General features: G+C 35.8%; 29 protein-coding genes and 2 other annotated features. Of the genes, 7 read left to right on the top strand and 22 right to left on the bottom strand.

Going from position 1 to position 24,812, the window contains the following annotated elements; genetic code table 11:
* The first annotated feature begins 193 nt into the window (after positions 1 to 193).
* The 5 genes from MKY78_RS17095 (at position 194) to MKY78_RS17075 (ending at position 5,534) form a co-directional block, all read left to right on the top strand.
* A complete protein-coding gene (locus MKY78_RS17095; RefSeq protein WP_339214400.1) occupies positions 194 to 1,780 on the top strand; it encodes a DUF6583 family protein in 1,587 nt (528 codons plus the stop codon).
* A 71-nt stretch (positions 1,781 to 1,851) separates the two neighbouring features.
* Complete coding sequence (locus tag MKY78_RS17090) at positions 1,852 to 3,075, top strand: ABC transporter permease (RefSeq protein ID WP_339217948.1); 1,224 nt, start codon at positions 1,852 to 1,854, stop codon at positions 3,073 to 3,075.
* A complete protein-coding gene (locus MKY78_RS17085; protein WP_339214399.1) occupies positions 3,072 to 4,205 on the top strand; it encodes an ABC transporter permease in 1,134 nt (377 codons plus the stop codon). The genes MKY78_RS17090 and MKY78_RS17085 overlap by 4 nt, the downstream gene beginning before the upstream one ends.
* Positions 4,198 to 4,869: an ABC transporter ATP-binding protein gene (locus MKY78_RS17080; protein WP_339214398.1), complete on the top strand. Its 672-nt coding sequence runs from the start codon at positions 4,198 to 4,200 to the stop codon at positions 4,867 to 4,869. Before MKY78_RS17085 ends, MKY78_RS17080 begins: the two co-directional genes overlap by 8 nt.
* Before the next feature lie 53 nt (positions 4,870 to 4,922).
* Positions 4,923 to 5,534 (top strand): lytic transglycosylase domain-containing protein, encoded by a 612-nt coding sequence (locus tag MKY78_RS17075; protein WP_339214397.1) that lies wholly within the window; start codon positions 4,923 to 4,925, stop codon positions 5,532 to 5,534.
* Between the two features lie 130 nt (positions 5,535 to 5,664).
* On the opposite strand, the gene MKY78_RS17070 is transcribed toward MKY78_RS17075, so the two are convergent.
* From MKY78_RS17070 to MKY78_RS17015, 12 genes are all read right to left on the bottom strand, one after another.
* Entirely contained in the window at positions 5,665 to 5,940 is a 276-nt protein-coding gene (locus MKY78_RS17070) for a hypothetical protein (protein WP_339214396.1), read from the bottom strand.
* Between the two features lie 141 nt (positions 5,941 to 6,081).
* A complete protein-coding gene (locus MKY78_RS17065) occupies positions 6,082 to 6,591 on the bottom strand; it encodes a GNAT family N-acetyltransferase (protein ID WP_339214395.1) in 510 nt (169 codons plus the stop codon).
* Between the two features lies 1 nt (position 6,592).
* Entirely contained in the window at positions 6,593 to 6,820 is a 228-nt protein-coding gene (locus MKY78_RS17060; protein ID WP_339214393.1) for a DUF1572 family protein, read from the bottom strand.
* Positions 6,821 to 6,924: 104 nt separating this feature from the next.
* Entirely contained in the window at positions 6,925 to 7,110 is a 186-nt protein-coding gene (locus MKY78_RS17055; RefSeq protein ID WP_339217946.1) for a GNAT family N-acetyltransferase, read from the bottom strand.
* Between the two features lie 11 nt (positions 7,111 to 7,121).
* Complete coding sequence (locus MKY78_RS17050; protein WP_339214392.1) at positions 7,122 to 7,484, bottom strand: hypothetical protein; 363 nt, start codon at positions 7,482 to 7,484, stop codon at positions 7,122 to 7,124.
* Positions 7,485 to 7,865: 381 nt separating this feature from the next.
* Positions 7,866 to 8,336, bottom strand: coding sequence for a hypothetical protein (locus MKY78_RS17045; protein ID WP_339214390.1), 471 nt, complete (start codon positions 8,334 to 8,336; stop codon positions 7,866 to 7,868).
* Positions 8,337 to 8,523: 187 nt separating this feature from the next.
* Positions 8,524 to 8,754: a hypothetical protein gene (locus MKY78_RS17040; RefSeq protein WP_339214389.1), complete on the bottom strand. Its 231-nt coding sequence runs from the start codon at positions 8,752 to 8,754 to the stop codon at positions 8,524 to 8,526.
* A gap of 61 nt (positions 8,755 to 8,815) precedes the next feature.
* Positions 8,816 to 8,965, bottom strand: a complete 150-nt coding sequence (locus MKY78_RS17035; RefSeq protein WP_339214387.1) for a hypothetical protein — start codon at positions 8,963 to 8,965, stop codon at positions 8,816 to 8,818.
* A 72-nt stretch (positions 8,966 to 9,037) separates the two neighbouring features.
* Positions 9,038 to 9,343: an RNHCP domain-containing protein gene (locus MKY78_RS17030; RefSeq protein WP_339214385.1), complete on the bottom strand. Its 306-nt coding sequence runs from the start codon at positions 9,341 to 9,343 to the stop codon at positions 9,038 to 9,040.
* 644 nt (positions 9,344 to 9,987) lie between these two features.
* Positions 9,988 to 10,767: a DUF817 domain-containing protein gene (locus MKY78_RS17025; protein WP_339217944.1), complete on the bottom strand. Its 780-nt coding sequence runs from the start codon at positions 10,765 to 10,767 to the stop codon at positions 9,988 to 9,990.
* A 279-nt stretch (positions 10,768 to 11,046) separates the two neighbouring features.
* Positions 11,047 to 12,369 (bottom strand): group II intron reverse transcriptase/maturase, encoded by a 1,323-nt coding sequence (gene ltrA / locus MKY78_RS17020; protein WP_339212845.1) that lies wholly within the window; start codon positions 12,367 to 12,369, stop codon positions 11,047 to 11,049.
* A gap of 709 nt (positions 12,370 to 13,078) precedes the next feature.
* A complete protein-coding gene (locus MKY78_RS17015) occupies positions 13,079 to 13,291 on the bottom strand; it encodes a DUF6366 family protein (RefSeq protein ID WP_339217942.1) in 213 nt (70 codons plus the stop codon).
* Between the two features lie 335 nt (positions 13,292 to 13,626).
* On the opposite strand from MKY78_RS17015, the gene MKY78_RS17010 reads away from it, so the two are divergent.
* On the top strand, positions 13,627 to 14,742 hold the full coding sequence (locus tag MKY78_RS17010; RefSeq protein WP_339213018.1) for an IS4 family transposase: 1,116 nt from the start codon (positions 13,627 to 13,629) through the stop codon (positions 14,740 to 14,742).
* Between the two features lie 445 nt (positions 14,743 to 15,187).
* On the opposite strand, the gene MKY78_RS17005 is transcribed toward MKY78_RS17010, so the two are convergent.
* Both MKY78_RS17005 and MKY78_RS17000 read right to left on the bottom strand, forming a co-directional pair.
* Complete coding sequence (locus MKY78_RS17005) at positions 15,188 to 16,273, bottom strand: M42 family metallopeptidase (protein WP_339214383.1); 1,086 nt, start codon at positions 16,271 to 16,273, stop codon at positions 15,188 to 15,190.
* Between the two features lie 59 nt (positions 16,274 to 16,332).
* A complete protein-coding gene (locus MKY78_RS17000; protein WP_339214381.1) occupies positions 16,333 to 16,818 on the bottom strand; it encodes a dUTP diphosphatase in 486 nt (161 codons plus the stop codon).
* Positions 16,819 to 16,927: 109 nt separating this feature from the next.
* On the opposite strand from MKY78_RS17000, the gene MKY78_RS16995 reads away from it, so the two are divergent.
* Entirely contained in the window at positions 16,928 to 17,314 is a 387-nt protein-coding gene (locus tag MKY78_RS16995; RefSeq protein ID WP_186870215.1) for a sigma-w pathway protein ysdB, read from the top strand.
* 112 nt (positions 17,315 to 17,426) lie between these two features.
* On the opposite strand, the gene MKY78_RS16990 is transcribed toward MKY78_RS16995, so the two are convergent.
* The 8 genes from MKY78_RS16990 to dnaI form a co-directional block, all read right to left on the bottom strand.
* The gene (locus MKY78_RS16990) at positions 17,427 to 18,005 is read right to left on the bottom strand and encodes a VTT domain-containing protein (protein WP_339214379.1); all 579 of its coding nucleotides are present in this window, start codon (positions 18,003 to 18,005) and stop codon (positions 17,427 to 17,429) included.
* Between the two features lie 79 nt (positions 18,006 to 18,084).
* Positions 18,085 to 18,345 carry a DUF1294 domain-containing protein gene (locus MKY78_RS16985; protein WP_339214378.1) on the bottom strand — a complete coding sequence of 87 codons (261 nt, stop codon included), beginning with the start codon at positions 18,343 to 18,345 and terminating at the stop codon, positions 18,085 to 18,087.
* Positions 18,346 to 18,451: 106 nt separating this feature from the next.
* Positions 18,452 to 18,811, bottom strand: coding sequence for a 50S ribosomal protein L20 (gene rplT / locus MKY78_RS16980; protein WP_186870212.1), 360 nt, complete (start codon positions 18,809 to 18,811; stop codon positions 18,452 to 18,454).
* Between the two features lie 77 nt (positions 18,812 to 18,888).
* Positions 18,889 to 19,083: a 50S ribosomal protein L35 gene (gene rpmI / locus MKY78_RS16975; protein WP_186870211.1), complete on the bottom strand. Its 195-nt coding sequence runs from the start codon at positions 19,081 to 19,083 to the stop codon at positions 18,889 to 18,891.
* Positions 19,084 to 19,115: 32 nt separating this feature from the next.
* Positions 19,116 to 19,619 carry a translation initiation factor IF-3 gene (infC, locus tag MKY78_RS16970; protein ID WP_186870210.1) on the bottom strand — a complete coding sequence of 168 codons (504 nt, stop codon included), beginning with the start codon at positions 19,617 to 19,619 and terminating at the stop codon, positions 19,116 to 19,118.
* 65 nt (positions 19,620 to 19,684) lie between these two features.
* Positions 19,685 to 19,807 (bottom strand) — a sequence feature (ribosomal protein L20 leader region).
* Between the two features lie 239 nt (positions 19,808 to 20,046).
* The gene (gene thrS, locus MKY78_RS16965; protein ID WP_339214376.1) at positions 20,047 to 21,996 is read right to left on the bottom strand and encodes a threonine--tRNA ligase; all 1,950 of its coding nucleotides are present in this window, start codon (positions 21,994 to 21,996) and stop codon (positions 20,047 to 20,049) included.
* A gap of 435 nt (positions 21,997 to 22,431) precedes the next feature.
* Positions 22,432 to 22,664: a binding site (T-box leader), on the bottom strand.
* 72 nt (positions 22,665 to 22,736) lie between these two features.
* On the bottom strand, positions 22,737 to 23,588 hold the full coding sequence (gene ytxC, locus MKY78_RS16960) for a sporulation protein YtxC (protein WP_339214374.1): 852 nt from the start codon (positions 23,586 to 23,588) through the stop codon (positions 22,737 to 22,739).
* Between the two features lie 269 nt (positions 23,589 to 23,857).
* Entirely contained in the window at positions 23,858 to 24,790 is a 933-nt protein-coding gene (gene dnaI, locus MKY78_RS16955; RefSeq protein ID WP_339214373.1) for a primosomal protein DnaI, read from the bottom strand.
* Positions 24,791 to 24,812: the final 22 nt, after the last annotated feature.

The raw sequence follows: 24,812 nt of genomic DNA, 5'->3' as shown, positions 1-24,812 counted from the left end.
AAAGTTTTAGCATTTGCAATACAAAGGACCTATTAACGTCTAAAACAACAATTTCATTGATAGGTAATTCGATTCATTTTTTATAATAAATACGGTTTTGAAAATAAATTGACTCTTTTAATTCTCAATGTTATACAATGTATGTGTTGTATTTTATTTACTTTTTAGGTTTGATTTTGAAAGGGGAATATAGATGGTAGAAAACTATCAAGATGGAAAACAGAATAAAAAGGGCTTTAACAAATTATTATCAATTATTATTGCAGCTGCCGTATTATTAATTGGAGGAAGTGTAGCTGCATTTGTTTTAATTGATAAATCACCAAAAACCAATTATTTTCTGTATGAAAAGAAAACTGTAGATTTTCTGGGAAAACAGGTAGAGGACAGATATGGATCAGAACTGGCGTGGTCTGAAAAAGGATTAGAAAGTCCTATAGAAGATACTTATGAGGTTTCCGCACAACTTAGTATGCAATTATCAGATAGTCCAGGATATATAACACCTGAACAAATACTAAATAACACAACTATTACTTTAACAAATCAATTAGATCGTAAAGAAAAGGTTGGCAAAGCTTCATTAAAGGGAAGCTTTGGTAATTTCTCTATTGAAGACATTAACTTCTTTATAACATCTGAAAAAGTGATGTTAGGACTTCCATTTATGAATGAAGTACTGCAATTAAAAGGCGATGATTTTGGTAAGCTCCTCAATCAAGCAGACCCGATGACATTCACTGGAGAAGAATCAATTGATTTTGATATGTTCTTTAATCAAAGCGTTCTGGCTGAAGAAGACATGAAATATATAAAAGACAATTACATTAATGGTCTTTATGAAGCGCTCCCGGAAGAAGCCTTTACATCCAATAATGAAAAGGTAAAAATAGGTGACGATAACATTGATACGGAAAAAATCACCTTCCAACTAACTGAAAAACAGGTAAAGGACATTTTAAAAGATACGTTTACTAAAATGGCTGATGATGATCGCATGAAAGAGATCATAGAGGAATATATTCTAGCCCAAGGAGCCGGTCCATTTAGATTTGGTGAAAGTATTGATGTATTAATTCCAAACTTTGATGAAGAATACGAAAACATTTTGCAAGAAGCTATTACTGGTCTGGATAGCTTTATGATTCCAGATGGCTTCACCTCCACGATTTGGGTTAATAAGGATATTATCGTAAAACGTGACTTTTCTATTGAATTAGGTCCAACAGAAGATGAACTAGTTACGTTTTATCTAAATGGCACACTGAACCAAAACGATACAGATGTATCATTAGCATATGATTTAGGTTTTGTAGATGAGCTAGGAATTGATTATAAGATTAATTTAGATGGTGAATTGTCAAATAATAAGGGCGAAATCAACGATAGCTTAACATTAACTAGTGATACACTAAAAGTAATCTATGAATCTAACGAAACAGTAGATAAGAGTAAAAAAGATTTCAACCGAACATTTACCCTATCAGATGATACTGGTTATGCAATGGATCTAATTTGGTCTGGGGATGCAGAATATGATGGGGATCAAATGAAATCCAATCATGAATTCTCCGTTGCTGGTGATGGAATACCAGCAAACGCAATCGTATTAAAGGTCAATAAAGAATCTAAAGTAACAGATAATGTCTCATTACCTGCTGAAGAAGAAGTAAAAGATATCGGCAGCTTATCTCTAGAAGAGCTAATGACATACTTTGAAACAGAGGTCACACCACAATTTGAAGAATGGTTAATGAGCGTTATTGGATTTGGCTTTTAAGTATAAATAAAGCAGCGACCATGGAATAGAAAGAACCATTCGGCGACAAGTATTAGAAGTAGGTGAACATAATGCAATTCCTTAAGCTTGTATCGTTATTCACCAAAAATAATCTAATGCAACTTAGGAGGAAGTGGCGATCACTTCCTCTTCTTTTGCTTTTTCCAATCTTTCTAATTGGATTAGTTGCATTTATTTTGGTTGCTTATATAACGAATGTACAGGAAGAACCCATACAAATTGGTTTAGTTGACCTTGACCAATCTACTGAGACCGGAATGGTCATTAGATTGTTAGAGGAGTCCTCCCAATTAGGGGATTATTTACATATGAAACGTTTTTCTGAGCAAGAGGCAAAAGAGAAAATAGAACAAGACGAATTAGTAGCCTATATCCTCTTCCCTGAAGAGTTTACCAATAAGTTGTATAGTGGGGAGTCCATCATTGTAACGGTTGTTGGTAACCCAAATAGAGAAATGGAAAGCTATCTTATAAAAGAATTAGTTGATAGTGCAGCTAGGCATATTAGCTCCTCCCAGGCGAATATTTTAACTATCAATTATTTTGCCAAGCAATTAGACATCGATCCGGAAACAAGAAATACGATCATACTCGAACAATTTAACGAATTTTTACTATATGCCATTAGTAAGGATAATGTTTTAGACCAACAAATCGTATCCAATAATGCCACCTCGACCCCAAAGGAATATTTCGGTCTGGCAGCGGGGTTCTTTGTTTTCACTATATGGATTTTCACTATTTATCAGCTATTGTATAGAGAACATTCCAAGGAAATTCAAACGAGAATGATGCTTTATGGGGTTACGGAGCTTCAGCAAATCATCGCTAGAATCCTGATAACATGTCTGATCAGCATTATATTAGGTACGTTATTATTTTTGGGACTTATACATGTACTAGATTTATCTATTCACCATGATAATTATGCTAGATTGATAGCTCTACTGGGCTTACATACGATTAACTTTCTATTTGTGCTAGCATTTATAGAAACGATAGTCCATTCTAAAAAGCTCCAGCTGCTCGTACAAATTATTGTTACTGGAATCTTCTTACTTGCAAGTGGTTCTATCATTCCAGCTATTTATTTACCGCTTTATATGCAGGAATATATTCCTTATCTGTTTTCCTACCAGGCATTTCACTGGTTAGAGGAAATTATCTTGAACAGGCGAGTTTATGCGGATTACATACCGCTTCTCCTCACAGCTGGAATTTCAGCATTTTGGACAATCGGGTTATCTTTACTGAAGGAGCGGGTTAAGTCATGACGGATATTTTGTTTACAAGGCTTCTATTATGGAAAAAGAAAGTAATCAGCATGCTCTTCTGGTTTCTACTACCAATACTTGGAACCTATCTTTTCATCACGATTGCCAATACCATTCAAGAGGATTCCCGTGTTCCAATTGGAATTGTGATGGAGGATGATTCCGATTTAGGGCATCACGTACTAGAATCGATAACAGAATCCGAGCTTGTTCAAGTACATGAAACGACGAAAAAGGAAGCATTATACCAATTGGAAAAACATGAGCTTGATAGTGTTTTTATTATCCATGAAGGATTTGAGCAGGCTGTTAACAGTGGGATGCGAAATAAGATTCTCTCGAGCTATCGAACAGAATTATCGATTGCATACTCCCCTATTAAAGAAATGATCGTTTCACTCGTACAAGAGCAGACAGGTCGTGCTAAGGCAGCGAATTTTATCCTCGAGATGAATGAACAGTATAACGGGACAGAACCTTGGACATTAGAAGAAATTCAGCAAAAAACTATACAAGTACAAATGGATGAAAATCTACTGAATACAGCGTTTACCTATTACGGAACAACAAATAGCAATGCTGAACCTACATTAATCTCATGGAACACGTGGACTATTTGGGCAATCTTTAGTTTATTAAGTTCATTATTCCTATTTGACTGGGTAATTAAAGAAAAGTCATTAGCTGTTTCAGCTCGCTATACATTTATTCACATGTCAAAATGGAGCTACTACTTTAAGCTGATTATCTTATATTTTCTTATCTTTTTGTTATTTGATTTCATGGCCTTAGCCGTGTTTACAGTATTATTAGATGAAGCGATTTCCCTTCACTTTATATTCGTACTGATCAGCTTTAGGTTTATGCTATGTATGCTTTCCTTTAGTATAGCAAGCTTCTTCAGGAAAACTGCAAGATATTACGGTATATCACTCCTGATGGTTATCGTTTTAGCCATTTTAACTGGCTCAATCATTCCGGTTCATCAATTTATTCCGGAAATACCTTTCGCTGATGTTCTTAATCCACTCCACGCTTTCATTAGTGGCAATCCAACCATTCTGTGGAGTAGTTTTAGTTTCATACTGGTTCTCATATCTCTTTTTCGAAAGGATGTTACCAATGCTTAATATACAATCCTTAACAAAACGCTATAACAGGAAACAAATACTTAACAACCTTTCCTTCTCCGTATTGCCCGGTGAAGTGATCGGACTTGTCGGGGAAAATGGAGCTGGTAAATCGACTTTATTACGGTTGTTAGCTACAATCGATAAGCCAACTAAGGGGAATATTACCCTTTTTGATTATACTTATAAAAAGCACCGCAAAGAAATACGTAAGCAGATTGGCTATGTTCCACAGGATATTGCTATTTGGGATGAGCTTACTGTTAAAGAAAACATGTTATTTTTCGAAAAGCTCGCTTATACAAATAAAACAAGTGAACAATTACGACAGTTATGCTTGGAGATGAATTTGGATAAGTGGGATGTACCGGTTAAAACATTATCTGGAGGGATGAAGCGAAAGCTGAACATTGCTATCAGCTTAATTCATGATCCAACTATTTTACTATTAGATGAACCAACTGTCGGCATTGACTTAAAATCTAAAATAGAAATTGGCTCCTATTTGCTTAAACAAGCAAAGGAACATAATCGAATCATCCTTTATACTTCTCATGATATGGATGAAATAAAACATCTTTGCGACAAGGTAATTTGTATAGGAGATGATTTATTCTATAAGGAAATTCTAAAAAATTCTGGTAAAGAAGTAATTTCATTCTAGTATTTTATGGATCATTTATAGTAAAATAGTAGGTGAAATAGAGGTGCGATAAAATGGATATAAGACAACTACAGCTGATCATGCAATATCAAGCAATGTCAATCTTAAGTTCTAATACGAATAGTCTATCAAGCGTTTCACCAGTAATAGATGTAGCATTTAAACAAATACTAGATGATAAATTAGAAGAATCCACTATGCTTGAGAAGCAAACTAGCTTACCACTAACAATGTCTCCATTCCTATTTAATACGAATGCCGTAGAAGTTAGTGAAGGTCAACCAATTCCAAATGGTTATAACGCCTTGGTCGCTGAAGCTTCCGATAAGTATGGGATTGATGAGCGTTTAATTCATGCTGTCATTAAGACTGAATCTAACTATAATCAATTTGCTAAGAGTAGTGCGGGCGCGCAAGGCTTAATGCAGTTAATGCCTTCCACAGCAAGAGGTCTCGGTGTGGTCAATCCATATGATGCAAAACAAAATATTGAGGGTGGAGCGAAGTATTTACGCGAAATGTTAAATCGCTATAACGGTAATGTGGAGCTAGCTTTAGCAGCATATAATGCTGGCCCTGGAAACGTGGATAAATATCAGGGAATCCCTCCATTTGAAGAAACACAGAATTATGTAAGAAAAGTAATGAACCATTATTTAGCATAAATGACAGAGGATCTTAGGTGTGAAGCCTAGATTCTCTTTCTTTTTTTATCTGCATTCCTACCTATAATCTCTCCTGTGTTCTATTAGATATAAAATAAAAGATCCCGACTTTTCAAGAAACGCTCGCACCTCAAAACGGATTCTCCCCCTTTACAAAAGGGACAAATACCACATAAATAGCTCCAATACATAGAACCCAGAAAATGCCAGAGTTAATCCGTTGTTTATAAATTTTATTCTCCTTCACAGGGGATAGCCCTAATAGTAAAGAATACCAAACAAATAAAAGATAAGATACACCAAACCAATTTACCCAAACATTGCCAAGAAGCATAATACCATATTGCTCATAGATAGGTTTTAAAATAGAGTTCGTCACCCATAACCCTATAGCAAGAATTATCACACATTCTATGAATCTAATGAACACTTTTAACCATCCATTCAATCGAATCCCCTCATTTATAATATGGTCATACTATAACTATATGCTTAGAAAAGAGAGATATGTCCCAATAGAACTGATGGTGCTGCCAGTTTACTAGAATCAAACACTAGGGTTATATGCTACTTGTGCCAATTGTTTTACCCCATTCTTATCAAATTCTTTATATTTCTTCATTCCAATCTTCTCCGCTACTTTCTGAGATGGAATATTGTCAATGGTAGTATAGGAGTATATAGCAGGAGAATTTAATGTGGTAAAAGCATACTCCATACACGCTCGTGCTACTTCTGTTGCATACCCTTTATTCCAAAAGTCCTTAATAATATGGAAACCAATTTCAGGTAATCGTTCTTCATCAATATTTTGCATGGTAATACCACAATCCCCAATAAATTGATTTCCTTCTTTTAACACCACTGCCCATAAACCATGACTATACTTCTTATAATTTTCAATATTCCATTGGATCCAGCCTTCAACCTGTTTTCGATTAAATGGCTCAGGATAATATTGCATGGATTCTGGGTCAGAAAGCACCAATTCTAGCGATTCGAGATCATCGTTCACTAATTCCCTTAAATATAGTCTCTCGGTTTCAATAACAATCATTTCAATCCCCCTCCTTATTGGTATCTTTTGTAGATATGCTTAAAATAGTCCAATCTTTATCTTTGATTTGCTTCCCAATATAAAGAATCTGTCCTACATGATAACTAATATGGGCTATTTCAGTTTGAATGGCCTGTAATACACTTAGTGGCTTCTCTCTTAAGGTGACTGTTTTATCTAAATCTTCTTCTGTTAAAGTTTCAATTGTAGAAAATAGTGTGACCGTCAAGTAAAATGGAACAAAATTTTATTTATTCCATAGAATGGCCAGATTGTGGAACACAAGGTAAATATCGATAACCACTTATTTAACTATCACACCCGTTGAATAACTTATAATTTTAATTCCATTCGATTGGTTCTATTTTTCATCCCTATTGACTTGTATAAATTAACAGCGACTTCATTACACTCATATACGTCTAATTCAACTGCTTCAACATTCATAGTCTTTGCATATTCAACGATCCATTTAAGAACAAGTTTACCTAGTCCTTGACCTCTTAAATCCTCTCGTATGGAAATCTCATTTACATAAATAAAAGTTCTATTATTAAAAATAGTATTTTTTCAACTCTTTCAGTATTTAATACAGCATACCCAATTATTTCGTTTGTTGGATTTTCAATAATTATAACTCTGGACTTTTTAGTTTCTAAATATGATTTTATATCTTCTTCATCATAAAGATTAGAACTTATAAAAACATCAGGTCTCATTTCAGCATGAAAGTCATCTAATTGCCTTCTCAAATATATTATATCTTGAATATCATCCTCGTAAGCGTCACGTATATTAATTTCATGTGTATCCTCCCTTATTAAACATACCTTCCCGTCAGTTAAAGAACTTAACTTTCTAAATGTTATATGTATTTTAACACAAATATCCATTTCTTAGCTGCCCACCAACAATTACTTCCAAAAATTCCAAGGCAAAAAACCTCTGTCCTATCTTAGAACAGAGGTAGAAAAATAATATTTAGCTTTCAATTGAGAATTACCAACTATAATGTTTACTGGATGTCTAATTACATTAAAGTTCGGTCCCATGGCTGGGAAAATATTAATTACATTAAAGTTGGTAAATTCCCCCACTTTCTGTGTATATGGAGAATAAAGAACCTAGCGGTAGCGTCAAGAAAATGCGGATTTACAACGCTAAACACATTTTCCTGACGCCACCCGAGAATAGTCACTTAAAATCGAGAATTAATTTTTCCTGTAACTCTTTTACTTTTCTATAAAATGTTGTCTTTTTATCCCCTGTCGTAGTCAATGATTCTCATTATGAGAATCAAAAAGCATTAGATATGCAAAAAACTCAGGTGTTTCTTGATTAACATGAGATGTGTCGATTCCACGTTCAATAATCATATCCACTTTTAGTTCTTCGCAATTGGAGGTTATTGCATTTAACTGAGATTCAATAATGACAAGTATTCTTTCATTATCAGATGTAATCCCCATATGATTGTAGTAATGATCACTTTTTTCATTTCTTACTACTTCATACGAAATGAAATTTAAGTTATCCAAGTTAGATTTTATAGGGTCGTTTTTGTGTACATTAATATAGTTAAGAATTGTCATTTTCAAGAAAATAGCTTCGGATTCTGATAATTCTGTTTCGGCAATATCTAATTTTTTTTGAAATGCGGAGATAACGTCATTAACTGATTGTAACGGCCGAATCTCATTGGAATATTGCTGTTTCAAATATGCTTTGTACTCACCATTATCCACGTAATCACCTCAATAAAAAAGAAATGAAAGATGCTCTAGAAAACATCTCGATATTATTACTATAGCATATAATCGCATAGAGTACTTTAACTATACCAACAGTTACTTCTGTTCTGTACCTTAGTTTCTTTAATTGGGCTTCTTGAATAAGGCATGATGTTTGCTGTGAATCAATAAGTATAAAATTTTATTGAATTGGCCATTGTCCAATAATATTCGTGGTACTCAACCAACCGGAGCTTGGTAAATATACCATTAGACCAGAATCTGAGATTCTTACTTCTTTTTCGCTTGTTGGTATATTTGTAGTGCCAATATAAAGATAGAAATGATTAGATACTACGCCAAAATTATAAGTTTTTGGTGGAAATGATTTATATACCGTACGATTAAGTAATGAACGGTGCATGATATCCATTTTACTAAACTTTATAGCATTAGCGGGCTTTGTCCCAGTATAAGGTTCCGTATACGGCGGTTCAATTTATATCACAGTGTGTACTTTTACCATTTGGTTTCCAATGGAAATCATCCTCCGATAATTGCTGAAATCCCATTTCTGCTCGTTCTTTAAAATGCTGAAATTGCGCTAGAATAACGTTAAGATAATCTGCTTTAAACTGACTCATGCAAGTCCTCCTATTAACACTACTTTAGGTAGCTTAGGGTAACAAATAAATACATGTTGTGTTTTATTTACTTTACTTCGTTAATAATAGAAAAATATTATCTTCTTGCACGGTATTTGTGGCAACAACATTTTTTTGCACTTTATTACAAGAACAACATCGATGAACAATTTGATAACCTTTTTTCGTATGATAAGTTATTTCAATTGGTTCCATTAAACCATGGCATAAACTACTTCTATCACCAGGATTTTCATCGAGGTGTTTGGAATATAAGCAATATGGACAGTGATTTCGGAAACTACCATTTGTAAGTGGTAGTACCGACGCACCACAATGTTCACATTGGAATCCTGTATTTTCACTCTTTTTACTCAAGAACTTTACCTCCTAGATTTTAATCAAATCTATGGAGGCAGGGTTCCGTTTCCTTTCCTTACAATCATAAGTCTCAGGCTTTATTAATCTAGTGACCCATTCACCGCCCTCCTTTAGAGATAGCGATTACTTCTGATTCCAGCTTCCATACAGCCTATTTCATCTGTATATCCGAACCATAACTGGCTTTAGTTTCCTTTGTACCAGTCACTGTAAGACAGATGTTACTCCACCTTCCACCAGTAGGTGTATGACTAATATCACTGACGTTGGCATTCGTCCCCTAGTCCCTGAGTAATTTGACGGTTAAAGTTGCTACGATAACCATCTCCTTCGAATTATTACGTTGTATTTATTTGTTACCCATATATAGTGTATCATGTTATATTCTAAGAACATGGAAAATTTGTATTTTATTTAGATAAGTTAAATGATTCTTTCCCCATTTCATCACAAAAGAAATGGCCTTTATACATAGTATTTCTAGGTATTATGTTATAGCATTTTTAAGAATATTTGAATCGTAGACCATAACTTCTTGATAAGCACCTGTTTTAAATTGATCTCTATATTTTATTTACCAGCTACTATTATCATTAAAGTTATAATTATATTCGTTTATTTTAAGGAGACTCAACAGTACACTAACGCTTTCCCTTTACTAACTTTAATGTTGCTACTATAAGAAAACTTACAATCACTAACAATAACCATGAACTCACCTTTCCTAGATGAACAAGACTCCACGCATCCACTTGGTTGGGGTATTCCCAAGCACCAAAAAATGTAGCAATATTCTCTGCAACCCAAATGAAAAATCCAATTAGTACAAATGATAAGGCAATTGGCATTCGATATTGTGTTCCATTAACTTCGTATGTAACCCAAGACCGCCAGAAGACTACTATTACAAGAACGGATAAAATCCAGCGTACATCCATCCAAAAATGATGAGTAAAGAAATTCAAATAGATTCCGGCTGCAAGTGGAACAACAGCTATAAATGGTGGCCACTGAACAAGTACTACTTTTAATCTACGCCACGCTTGACAAAGATAACTCGCTACACTTGCATACATAAATCCGCTAAATAATGGAACGCCAAATAGTTTAAAAAACCCTTCCTCCGGATAAGACCAAGAACCCATATGAACCTTGAAAATCTCCAGAATAAGTCCAATCAAGTGGAATAATGTGATTACTTTTAGTTCATCTTTTGTTTCAAGACCAAACCATATCATCAAGCCTTGCATGAGAAGACAAATGATGAATAACCAGTCATATCTTGCCATTAATGGTAGATCAATCATCTGTGTAATTGCTAACGAAGCAAATATTACCACTGGAAATAAACAAGATAAAGCTTGTGCCCAGCCAAAATGCACGAGTTGTTTGAACGCTCTAACCAACCTTCTGTTTGTCATTCTTTTCTGATAGTTATTCTCAATCGATATACTCAATTTGAAACCTCTCCTCCATTCTTGGGTGGGGTCTAGGTTTGAAACTAAGGATTTTATTGAATCTATCCTCAACTTCAACACTCCCTTTATAAGCATATTAGGTTTTTTATCGTATTACAATAAATATATATTGTTTTATTTTAGTTTTTTGTTGTTTATCACAATATAGAGTAGGCGCATGAATCACTCATGCGCCTCTCGCAGTTCCGTACGTGCGGGTCATCGCATACGGCTCCTCCATGATTATTCCCTTTGGGAATGATGTTCATTGTAAATATCAACCAGAGAAACAAGACCAATTTCCACAAACTTTTTGTTTGGAATTGCTGTGTGTACTGGGGTTGATAAGGAACTTCTCCAATTGTACATTCGCAATTGTGGTAGTTCGCCTTTCCAGTTTCTTCTCCTCAGCTCTCTGTGGAGTTTCCTAATCTTTCTCCAACTTCTAAGTTGAACCATCCTTAGCCTTCTTCGAATCCATGAATCCAGTTCTTGGAATAAGGATTTGACATGTCCATGCCCAAAATAGTTTCCCCAACCTCGGAGATAGGTGTTCAGCCTTTTCCTAACTAAATCTTCAAGATTGACCGTTTGATTCTTCCTAGTAATTTCCTTTACCTTCGTTTTGAATTTCTTTAACGATTTAGATGATGGTTTCATCCATCTTCCTCTAGTGAATTCGTGTCCTAGAAATACAAATGGCTCTTCCAGATTGTTGACTATCTTCGTCTTTTCAGGGTGTACTATTAGACCTAATTCTGTCTCCAAGAATCGGATTACTGATTTTAATACTCTTTCAGCGCCTTTTCTTGATTTACAACATATTACGAAGTCATCGGCATATCTTGTAATTCGATGTCCTCTTTTTGTCATGACTTCATCAAGAGAATGAAGGTAGATATTGGCGAGAAGAGGGCTAATAACCCCACCTTGCGGGGTGCCCTTCTCATTCAAGTAAAAGCTTCCATCTTCCATAATTCCAGCTTCGAGGAAACTTTGGATTAAATTTAGAACACTGCCATCCACAATTTCTTCCCTTACCGCCTCTATCAGCCTATCTTGCGGTATGGTATCAAAGTATGATTTCAAATCAGCATCAATTACATATATGTAACCGTCGGTTAAGTCTTTCTGGATTTTTTCCAGTGCCATATGGGCACTACGTTTAGGTCTAAATCCAAAACTGCAATCCAAGAACTTTGCCTCGAAAATTGGTTCTATCACACGTCGCACAGATGCTTGGACAACTCGGTCTCGTACTGTTGGAATTCCTAAAGGTCTTTGAGAACCATCTGCCTTTGGAATGTAGACTCGTTTTACAGGCCTTGGTTTGTATGTCCTACTTAATAATTCCTGTTGAAGGATTTGTACATTATCCTCCACACCATATTCGAAGGCTCTAATATCCACGCCATCTATTCCCGCAGAACCTCGATTCCGTTTTACCTCCAGGAATGCTTCCTCCATATTAGGATATGCCCATATTTTATCCATAAGGCTATACCATTTCCTCTGGTGATTCCTAAATCCCTCACGAAAGTTACCTTTTCCTTCTTGCTCGTTCATGATTCGTATTCCTTCCCTTTGGTATCCACGATTTTCTAGTCATTTAAGACAATGTTCGTTTCACCCATAAGTTACTCCGCCCCAGACGGTCTACCCTTCTGTTCGACCTCAGTTCTTCGGCTACCTACCTCACTGACTTCTGTCTGGCTCATGACAGCTTCCTAAGTTGGTTGACTTTTCTTCCATGGGCAGACGGGCTTCGCACCAATTCTCCACCTTTTGGGTGAAAGATTGCTTCTGTAACTCTGTACAGAATCTCTCGCCTTTGCGACCTTTCTGGCGAGATTAATCACTACTATCCCCTGCTCTGACTTCTTACCACCCATAATCCCAGCTTGTCCCTCACGGACTTGTCTGGGGGTTACCACCAAGTGGAGACGATAAGACCTCCTTGGGTCACGTCACCGAACTTTCCTCTGAACCCAGTCCTCATAACTTATAGAATCCTGTTGTGGGATTGGACACTCCCTTCTTTTGCAGGGTTATCCGATTCTATCAGCCAACATGGTTATTGTCGCCTGTTCCAGAGTTTGCCTTCAAGCCCTCCGCACATTCCCTCACGAGCATGCACTGCCTGTCAGCTATACACTTCCGCCACTACGGCGTGTTTGGGACTTTCACCCTTAAGTTCGGAGCGCTGCCAAGCGCACAAAAGAAGCACTTTCCTAAAAGGAAAATGCTTCTTTTTTAATTTGCTATCTTTTTTTACCTATCGAAAAAACACCGCATAGACTATAAATCCTATACACAAGACGAGTAATAGAATACCAATACCTTTCCAACCAAAGCCACTTACTAAATCAACAAGACTTCCATTTGAACCTCTCGTTATAGCGTCATTTAGATTTGCAGTAGAACTTGTCTTCATTTCCTCTTGTCTGACTCGTTCATTTCTTTCTTCAGGTGCTTCTTTGCTTTGAATCATGGAATCCCTCCATAGCAAGCTAACTTGTTACTTTCGTTTCGCTTTCTCGGGTTGGAATTTCAAGAAAAGCGGAAAAACAGTTGCTACTATCATATACATGCAGATAGTAGTAAAAATAAATAATGCATAAAAAAGAAAGGATTTATTCGTTAACTGATCTGTAAAATTATAACAAATCATAACTAACGGAACACTAGCGTTGCATTAAATTAATTTTATTATTAAAAATACTCGAAATGTTCAATTTTATTGTTTTGCGCAAAGAAAAAGTCCTTTATAATGGATAAGTCAGGTGGTAAACCCGTCCAAATCCACTAAAAAGGACAAATCTCATGGACAAGATTACACGAAAAACTTCATTTGGACAATGGTTTTCACCAATTAATTTTCAATTATTTGAAGAACAGGTGAAAACATTGAAATTAGATTTCTATACGAAAAAATTAACGACAGAGTCGTTCCTAAAGTTACTGCTTTTTGCACAGCTACAGGAAGTCGAGAGTCTTCATGCACTAAGTGACTGCCTCTTCGATGACAAGCTTCAAAGGGCTATCGACCTTGATTCTATTAGTATTTCTCAGTTATCACGACGATTAAATGGGCTGAATCCCGACCTTTTCCAAAGACTGTTTCTCGATTTAGTATCACAAATTCATGCCAAAACGCATTATACGAAACTTGTAATGCCATTAAAAATTATTGATTCTAGCACTTTGCCACTGAATTTGACGAATCATAAATGGGCAAAATTCCGCAAAACAAAGGCAGGAGTGAAACTGCATCTGCGTCTTGTATTTATGGAAAAAGGCACTTCTTACCCAGAAAAAGCCGTAATGACAACTGCAAAAGAACATGACCGAGGCCAGCTTGAAATTATGGTAGATGACAAAGAATGCATGTATGTGTTCGACCGTGGTTACTTAGACTACGAACGTTTTGACCGCATGACCGACGAGGGCTACTTTTTCCTTTCAAGGCTGCGGAAAAACGCAGTCATACGGGAAGTTTACAACTTTAAGTTGCCCGAAAATATGCCTGTTTTATCAGACCAAATGGTCTTAATTGGTACTACACAAAACCGTGCTGAAAATTATTTTCGCCTGATAAAGGTCTTGGATTCAAAGGGAAATGAACTCCATTTAATTACAAATCGTTTTGATTTAAGTGCCGAAGAGATTTCAGAAATGTACAAATCACGCTGGGCAATTGAATTGTTCTTCAAATGGATCAAACAACATCTCAGCATTAAGAAGTTTTACGGTCAGAGCGAATGGGCGATTCAAAACCAAGTATTTATCGCACTTATTGTTTTTTGCCTTCATGTTCTTGTGCAAATTGAAACAAAAAGCAAGCGAAAAACGCTACAAATTAGCCGTTATTTAAGGGCTGCATTATGGAAACCAGCGCATATTTGGCTTCGAAAGATTGAAGGCAAATCCGTCCCTTAATAAGCAAATTGTCGTTGTCACACAGGTCTAATTGTAAATTATTTCCAAATGGATGGAGCCACCTTTAATTCGGTATTTACTTTTTTGGCTCTAAACAGAAGATATAATAAAACTGAAAATTACGACATTATTTTTGCAACACTAGTGCTAACGGAATAATAATTAACATCCTTAGTAGCTTGGAATTTTCTTTGATATGATGTTTTGTTCCACATTCCCTACAAGTGATTGTTCCATTTTTATCCCCTAACATCCAATTCGAGTTATAGATTTCACTCCATTTAAATCTTGTATGGCATTTCTCACATGATTGCAAAATACATTTCTCCCTCTAATCAAACTTTCTTATCGTCTACCTCTATTATACATCATTAATAATTCAACTCGGAATTAGGTAATACAAATAATCGCATAGTAGAACAGTTTCTACTATGCGATTATTTAGTTAAGCTAGGAAAATTTCCTTAACTGTTTCACGATCAAGTTTTTTAATTACTGCAACTATTAGCTTAACCGCATTCTCAAAATCATCACGGTGTAGAATAGCTGCATGGGAATGAATGTAACGAGTTGCGATTGTGATGGACAAGGATGGTACACCATTAGCCGTTAAGTGGATTGAACCAGAATCCGTTCCACCACCAGCAATGGAAGCATACTGGAATGGTATATTATTCTCTTCCGCAGTCTGTACAACTAAGTCCCGAACACCTTTATGAGAAATCATGGATGCATCATACAGTACAAGCTGTGGTCCATCTCCGATTTTACTATCTGCATCCTGTTCTTTAATACCAGGAGTATCCCCCGCTATACCAACATCAACACCGAAACCAATGTCTGGTTGAATAGCATGTGCAGCCGTTTTCGCACCACGTAAACCAACCTCTTCTTGTACAGTACCTACTCCATAAACAACATTAGGATGGTTTTCATCTTGTAATTGCTTTAATACTTCAATAGCAATCGCACAACCAATTCGGTTATCCCACGCTTTTGCTAATAATAGCTTTTCATTTTTCATTGGTGTGAATTCAAAATAAGGAACTACTGAATCACCAGGTTTCACGCCAAACTCTCCTGCCTCCGCCTTACTAGTTGCACCAATATCAATGAACATGTCTTTAATTTCAACTGGCTTCTTTCGCTCTGCTGCAGAGAGGATATGTGGAGGTTTGGAACCAATTACACCTGTCACATCACCTTTTGAGGTTACAATCGTAACACGTTGAGACAGCATAACTTGACTCCACCAACCGCCAATTGTTTGAAAATATACAAATCCTTTATCATCAATTCTAGTGACCATAAAGCCAATTTCATCTAAGTGACCAGCAACCATAATCTTTGGCCCGTTTTCATCTCCGATCTTTTTGGCAATTAAGCTTCCAATATTATCGGTGAAAACCTCATCTGCATAAGGGGTAATGTATTTTTCCATAACATCTCTTGCTTCTTTTTCATTACCTGAGATTCCTTTAGCTTCTGTTAAATCTTTTAGCATAGATAATGTTTCATCTAAATTAGCCATATGTATACCTCCAATATTATTTTACTTTTTAGTATAACGTGAAATGTAAAATTTGGATATTAATAGCCACTATTTTGACGTTGATAATTCACTTCATTTTTCTTTATATAAGCTTGATAAACATCTTCTTCTTTAAATCCGAGTTTTCGTCCTAAAACTAAATAACTTTCAAACAAACGAGTATAGTTTTCCTGATTAGGATTATTTTTAAACACAACACAATGTTCAAATACTTTATTAAACAATTCCGTTTCCGTAAGTTCCTTGCTTCCTAAGTTAACTGATGTAAACGTGTGACCTTTAACAATTCCTAATGATAATATAAAATGGATTCCATCTACATATTCTTCAAGAATTACATCAAGTGAGCTTCTCGATTTATTACTCCAAAATTTAAAGCATCTCGTTTCATTAGCAAGTTCGCCTAATTCCACTAATAAAGCAAGATACTTATCTTGAAATAAGTCTCTTTCCTGTAGGTTATGATTTTCTTCAATATACGAATCCAATTGTTTTTGCATCTTAAATAGTATATCCCAGTTCATTTTCATTCTCCTTTTTATTTTGTAACATCTTTTTCACATAAATATTGAAACCTTGTTTACTTCCATTACGTATAGCAATATAATAACCAAACCCGAGGAGACGATGGTCATGATTGTATATCTGTTTCGCATTCTTATTATAGCGGCTGTCATATTGCTTATCTACTCCATTATACAATACTTTCGCAATCCAGATAGGCTATTAAAGAATGCAAAAGAAACAAAAGGATTTTATTTCTTAGATGAGCAGCACAATAGTAAGAAGAATATTCGATTTGTGTATAAGGGCTGTCAATTTGAGGGGGAAAAGTATGTAGGTGCAACGGAAGAATCCTTTGAGATTGTAGATATTCATGTAACCGTAACTAACCCACTTGAATTGCAGGGCTTATCACGGGATGATATTTATTTCCTTGAAAAAGAATTACTAATCCGCTACCCACATGCTAAAATTAGCTGGAAGCATCCGATTAATAAGTTGTTAGTTTCAAAATAAAAAAGTCAAAAGAGATATTGGGAAGACAGCGAACGGAGCTTGACCGATTTAATTTTATATTTTTATCTTTTAAAGAAGGCTTAAAGGGGATTGGTGACTCCCCTTAAGCCTTTTAATGTTGTGTACTCGTTTGAAAGAAATCTTCCCATTTTATGACGATTTCTTTTCTTCTTAGTGCATAAATCAAGAGGAGCAATGCCGCTAAGGATAGGAGGATATGCATAGGGGATAAATTAGATAACCAACCACCAATGGAAGTATATACTAATGCAAGTGGTATGTTCGTAATAACAGAAGCTTTCATATACTCTTTAAAACCAGATGTTATTTCAAGCAAGCATAACGACAATAAATGAAAATGAATAAATGGAATAAGACGTAATAAGGAAATTTGTGACACGGTTAATTCCGTGTGCTTACCGATTAGCCTTTTCTTCATTCGCAGTAATCGCTCCGACATTTTCGGCATCCATTGAATAAGAATATAGAATAGCATACTAGATAAGGTAATACCGATAATCGAATATATCGTACCAGCAAAGACACCAAATAGTATACCACCTGAGACACAAATAAACACTACCGGCAGAAAAAACATAGGACGGATTAAATGCACGATAATAAATAAAAATGGAGCAAATAATCCCCCTGTTTGTACAATAGCCATCATATATTGTCCAAATAATTCCATAAGCTGCCTCCTTCTATAAGCGATCAGAAAGACATCCTTACCTCACCAATGGTACATGTATATGACAAGAGACGAGCTATTATGACATGTAAAAATAACTAATTAGTCCAACATGAACTAAAATTAACAAAGGCATCCCGATACGAAAGGAATGATGCTTGGTTTTGTGACGGAAAGTATTCATTCCAATATAAGCTCCTATTGCTCCACCTAAAATTGCTACTCCCCAAAGGGTTCGTTCTGGAATTCGATATTCTCGGTTTCTTGCCTTTTTCTTATCTATTCCCATTAATGCAAAGCCAAGAAGATTAGCAAACCCTATGTAAAATACTATTTCCATTCCGTTATTCTCCTTTCTTAAGGTGAGAGATCTTTTATCTAAAATACTGCCATTGTTTATCCATAAAAAAATGAGGTAAGAGGGGAAATCCCCTCATCACCTCATCTTAGTTGTTTAATGCAGTTTTAGCTTTTTCAGCTAGTTGAGCGAATGCTTGCTCATCATTGATAGCAAGTTCAGACAACATTTTACGGTTGATTTCAATACCTGCTAATTTTAAACCATGCATTAATTTGTTATAAGAAAGATCGTTCATACGTGCTGCTGCATTAATACGTGCGATCCAAAGCTTACGGAATTCACGTTTTTTATTTTTACGGTCACGGTAAGCATATTGACCTGATTTCATTACTTGTTGTTTTGCAGTTTTAAATAGAGTTCTCTTAGAACCATAGTAACCTTTAGCTAATTTAAGTACGCGTTTACGACGTGCGCGCGTAACTGTTCCACCTTTAACACGTGGCATAGTAATTCCCTCCTAATACGATACATTGTATGTCCATTTAGTTTAGTTTAATGATTGCTTTACTGTTTAAATACTCCTTATTTAGGAAGCATTGCTTTGATACGCTTGAAGTCACCAGAAGAAACTAGTGCACCTTTACGTAACTTACGTTTTTGTTTTTGAGATTTGTGTGCAAACATATGGCTTGTGTATGCATGTGATCTTTTAACTTTTCCAGAACCAGTTTTTTTGAAACGTTTAGCAGACCCTTTGTGGGTTTTCATTTTTGGCATGTTGATTTCCTCCTCGAATGCTTAAATGCTTATTATTTTTCATTGTTTGGAGCAAGCATCATGAACATATTACGGCCTTCCATTTTAGGCTTAGATTCCACTGTTGCGATATCCTTCACCGCTTCTGCAAAGCGATCTAATACCTCTTGACCTAGCTCCTTGTGAGTAATTGCGCGTCCGCGGAAACGAACAGCAGCTTTTACTTTATCACCTTTTTCTAAGAATTTACGAGCATTTTTTAATTTCGTATTAAAATCATGTTCGCCGATTCCCGGTGTAAAGCGTACCTCTTTAACGTTAATAATTTTTTGATTTTTACGAGCTTCTTTTTCTTTCTTTTGTTGCTCATAACGGAATTTCCCATAGTTCATGATTCTTGCAACGGGTGGTTTTGCATTAGGTGCCACTAAAACTAAATCTAAATTAGCTTTTTGGGCAAGTTCCAATGCTTCTTGACGTGATTTCACTCCAAGTTGATCACCGTTTGAATCAATTAATCGTACTTCTTTCGCACGAATTTTTTCATTAACGTTCATATCTTTGCTAATAGCCAGCCACCTCCAAATTATAATCGGGTCTGATCCATTACCTGACAAGCTCTAATCAAACAAAAATGTGGGCACACAAATGCACCCACATGTCTTTTAATCGTTCATAAAAGATGTAAACCAGTCAACTACTTACGCGTCGAGCAGGTGAGAAGCGGGTGCTTCTACTTGTCATCAAGATCATTTAATTTTATTCAACTTTTAAAGATTAACACGTAACTGAATAAAATGTCAACCCTTATTTCATAATCTAGTATACACTACTTATCCGAAAAATGGAAGTCTCGTACCTACATAAGTTATCGGATAATCGTGAGAATACGTCAGGTGAATGATGCAATACCTAATGTACTGCACGATTCACCTGACTTTATATATGAAAATATTTTAATTCATATAAGACAAAATCATCCTGTTATTTCTTCTTAAGTAGCACTTTCTTTTCAATTTCCTCTTTGATTAGTTGTTCAAAATTATCATATGAAATGGTTTCTGATTGTTGCTCTCCATATCTTCTAACATTAACTGCATCTTCTTCCACTTCTTTATCCCCAACAACAAGTGCAAATGGAATTTTCTCTGTTTGGGCTTCACGAATCTTGTAGCCAATCTTCTCGTCGCGTTCATCCACTTCCACACGTACACCTTGGTATTGTAATTTCTCTGCTACTTTCTTCGCATAGTCAAGATGTACTTGTGGAGATACTGGAATTACTTTTACTTGAACAGGTGCTAACCAAGTTGGGAAAGCTCCTTTATATTCTTCTAATAGGAATGCAACAAAACGTTCCATAGTGGATACTACACCACGGTGAATAACAACTGGACGATGTTCTTTACCATCTTCTCCAATATAAGAAAGCTCAAAGCGCTCCGGTAATAATACATCAATTTGTACTGTGGATAATGTCTCATCCTTACCTAGTGCTGTTTTTACTTGTACGTCTAGCTTTGGACCATAAAATGCTGCTTCACCTTCAGCTTCCACATAGTCAAGCTTCATATCTTCCATTGTTTCTTTTAGCGTGCTTTGTGTTCTTTCCCACATCTCATCATTATCAATATATTTTTCTTTATCTTCTGGATCACGATAAGAAAGACGGAAGTAATAATCTTCAATTCCAAAGTCTTTATACACATGTTGAATTAATTCAACCACTCGGATAAATTCTTCCTTCAATTGATCAGGACGTGCAAAAATATGAGCATCATTTAATGTCATAGCACGTACCCGCTGTAATCCTGCTAAAGCACCAGACATTTCATAGCGGTGCATGGTTCCAAGTTCTGCAATACGAACTGGAAGGTTACGATAGCTCCACAGTTGATTTTTGAAAATCATCATATGGTGTGGGCAGTTCATTGGACGAAGCACTAATTCTTCATTATCCATTTGCATGACAGGGAACATGTCTTCCTGGTAATGATCCCAGTGTCCACTTGTTTTATACAAGTCTACATTAGCCAGTACTGGTGTATACACGTGATTGTACCCTAAACGTTCCTCTAAATCGACGATATATCGTTCAATTTGTCGACGGATAGTTGCACCCTTTGGTAACCAAAGTGGTAGCCCTTGGCCGATTTTTTGATTAACTGTAAAAATCCCAAGCTCTTTACCTAGTTTACGATGGTCACGCTCTTTACGTTCTTCTAGAATTTGTAGGTATTCTTCTACTTGAGCAGGCTTTTCAAATGCTGTTCCATATATACGTTGAAGCTGTTTATTATTACTATCCCCTCTCCAGTATGCACCGGAAATGCTAAGTAGCTTAAATGCTTTTAGTTTGCTAGTGGATGGTACGTGAATACCACGGCATAGGTCGAAAAATTCACCTTGCTTATAGATTGTTACTTGCTCATCAGCAGGAATTGCATCGATTAATTCTAGCTTTAGATCATCACCAATATCTTCAAACATTCTCTTCGCTTCTTCACGTGAAACTTCTACACGTTCAATTGGAAGATTTTCATCGACAATACGCTTCATTTCTTTTTCAATCTTTACAAGATCTTCCGGAGTTATCTTTTCCTCCATATCGAAGTCGTAATAAAAACCTTCTTCAATGACTGGACCAACACCAAACTTCACATCTTTATATAGACGTTTAATTGCTTGAGCCATTAAATGAGCAGTTGAATGACGGGCAATTTCAACTCCCTCTTGATTTTTATACGTAATAATTTCGATAGCTCCACCTTCATACAATTCACGCTTTAAATCATAAAGCTTTCCATCCAATTTGATGGCCAATGCTTGTTTTCTTAATCCAGGTGAAATAGATGCTGCAATATCTTCCCCAGTAGTTCCTTGAGGGAACGCTTTTTCAGCTCCATCAGGGAAAACGATAGTAATTTCTGACATGAATAACACTCCTTATCTTTTTTAAACTTGTAATTAGAGCGAAGCAAGTATTACCATTTGCATGCTCTACATAGCCAAAACACAACCACTACATATAAGTGGAAATCCTAGAGGAGTGGCTGGGACAAAAAAATTACCTTAAAGCAAAATCCGAATGATGAGCAAGGACCCGCCCCGGAAATATACTTGCGGTTCGTGGGCGGCTGGTGAGCCTCCTCAGAGCTAACGCTCTTGCGGGGTCTCACCGATGCCTTTCCTCCCACAGGAGTCTCCGTATATTTCCGGGGCTAATGTGTTGGTTGTTCGCTTTTTATTACCTTTGTTATAGTTTTTGTCCCAGCCTCTATAAAATGTAACGGGTATTCTGGCGGTGATCTCAACTAAATAGAAAAAGTAAGTTGCATATAAAAAACGCCCACCCCTCTGCATACATTGCAAAGGGACGAGCGTTGGTCTCGTGGTTCCACCCTAATTCCCGTATAGTTAAAAATATAACGAATACGGCTTCAATCTTTAACGCAGATATACGCTACTATCTACTACGTAATGGTTCGATAATAGTGTTCAAAGGTGGTAATCATTTGGCTGTATGAGGAAGCTTTCACCACTAGGCTTCCCTCTCTACACATAACAGGATCAAATGACCATGTCCTTATCCTTACAGATGAATATATTAAATATAATCCACATTATAGCGCTAGTTAATAGGATAATCAAGTCCTGTTATTGATTTTTTAAATTTATTGATTTTTTAAATAAAAATGAAATGGAAATTTATGATATGGTTCAAAATCTACTCTTTCCTCAAAAACATTGATTACCGTCAATGTCTTTGGCTCAGACGGATGATCACCATAGATTTTTATTTTCTTCGGGGCCATGGCCACTAAAGGGGCTAGATTCAATTCCTCCTCATCTAAGCCTACGATATAGAGTGGCTCCCTCTGCATTAGCATTTTTAATTCCATTCTAGAAAATCTCTTGCCATCTGACTTAAAGAAGGAAAAAGTATTTCCTTGTACGATATGCACTACATTATAAATTGGTTCCTTTTTGGCAATATATTCTCTAAGCATATTGACAAATTCCTGGTGATCTTCCTCTCGCTTGTATTCATCAATTGCAAGTCCGACAAGATGAACCATATGATCCTTAAACACTTTTAATCTAAACTTCACAACGGAATCAAAATGTACAGTTGTGGAGCTTTTTACATCCGCTACAAATAAAGAAAAGAGAAGTTGAAGTGGATCATCCTTTTGTTTCCGTATTTGTACACTTTCATCATCTTCACCCGAAACTAACCAATGGGTTAAATCCATAATTTTCTCAATTTCATCATCACTTGAATAATAATAGTATTCCTTGATGATTTCCCGAATCATATTCGATAATCGGTGATCAACGAACACATCTACCATTGATTTAGCAATGGAATCAACTAATTCATTTTCTGTAAGCTGATAGTCAATTTTTAAATGATTCCCCCAATCCTCATGTGTTTTCCAATGTAATTCAATTTTCTTGTTATAATGAAATAATTGCTCACAAAAACTGATTACTTCTTTAGTCGAAGCAAAATAAACGTCCATATAGCCTCATCACCCTCATCCAAAACCAAACTGTTACATTATATGGACATACTTTTTAAAAAATGATAAATCCATCAAAACTAGTAAAATTTAGTAATTGCATAGGTTACAATACGTTTTAAATTGGGTGAATAGGCTCTATTGCCTTCTTTTCCACTATCATTCAGTAAGAATATAAATAAAAAACCGAATGAATAACATATACCGCGCTCCGGAGCTAGTATCATGTATCATTCGGTTTTACAGCTTATATTTATTTCCGAGTCTCTCTATTGTTCTCTTCTATTACTTGCAAAGATCGGTACCTCTTTACTTACTTGTTTAATCCTTTCCATAATTCTTCCTGCTTTTACAGCTTCTATATCGCCACGGTTTGTTTTGGCTAGATGCTCCTCTAGTTGATCCATACTATAATTAGAGGTAAAGAAGACTGGTAATCTTTCCATCATCCGATATTGCAGAATGGTTCCTAGTACTTCATCTCGGAACCATGCAGATTGTGTCTCCGCTCCAATATCATCTAGCATTAGCACATCTGCTTTTTTAAAGTAGTCTATTTTTTCATTGATGGAATCATCTTTAATAGAAGATTTAATCTCACGGACAAATTCTGGCATATATATGAGCATGGAAGACAAATTATATTTCTTCAATTCATTAGCGATAGCTCCTAGGAAATACGTTTTTCCTACGCCAAACGGCCCGTAAAGGTATAAGCCTTTTTGAGGTAGTCCGTTTTTCACCTGGCCAATAAATGTGATAATTTCACGAATTGCTTTACTGCGATGTGGGTCATCATCAATACCATCAATCGTAGCTTCTAGGATTTCCTTTGGCATGTATAGACTCTGAATTAATTTCTTTTGTTCTTGTTCTTTTTCATAGACAATACGGCTATGACACTTCTCATAGGATAAATGTATTTCATTGTCCTCTACGCGAAGGATAGGTGAATAGCCTTTGATCATATTTTTACAACCGCCTAGAGAAGCACAATGCTCACATTGTTTCGATTGTGATTTATATTCATATAACTTGATCAAGTTCTTCTCTATTTCACGTTGTGGTAATTCAGGATATAAGGATAGAAATTCTTTTATTTCTGGATCATTTAATACTTCATTTTTTATCCTATTATAATTCTCCTGGAAGTTTTCATTTCTTTCCATCCATTTTTTTAATGTTGATTGTACTGGTTTCATGTGTCAATCATCCTTGGTACTG

The organism is Ornithinibacillus sp. FSL M8-0202, from assembly GCF_037975285.1.
Lineage (GTDB): Bacteria > Bacillota > Bacilli > Bacillales > Amphibacillaceae > Ornithinibacillus > Ornithinibacillus massiliensis.
The sequence above is the reverse complement of the archived record's forward strand: the minus strand, read 5'-3'. Positions and strand labels throughout refer to the sequence as shown.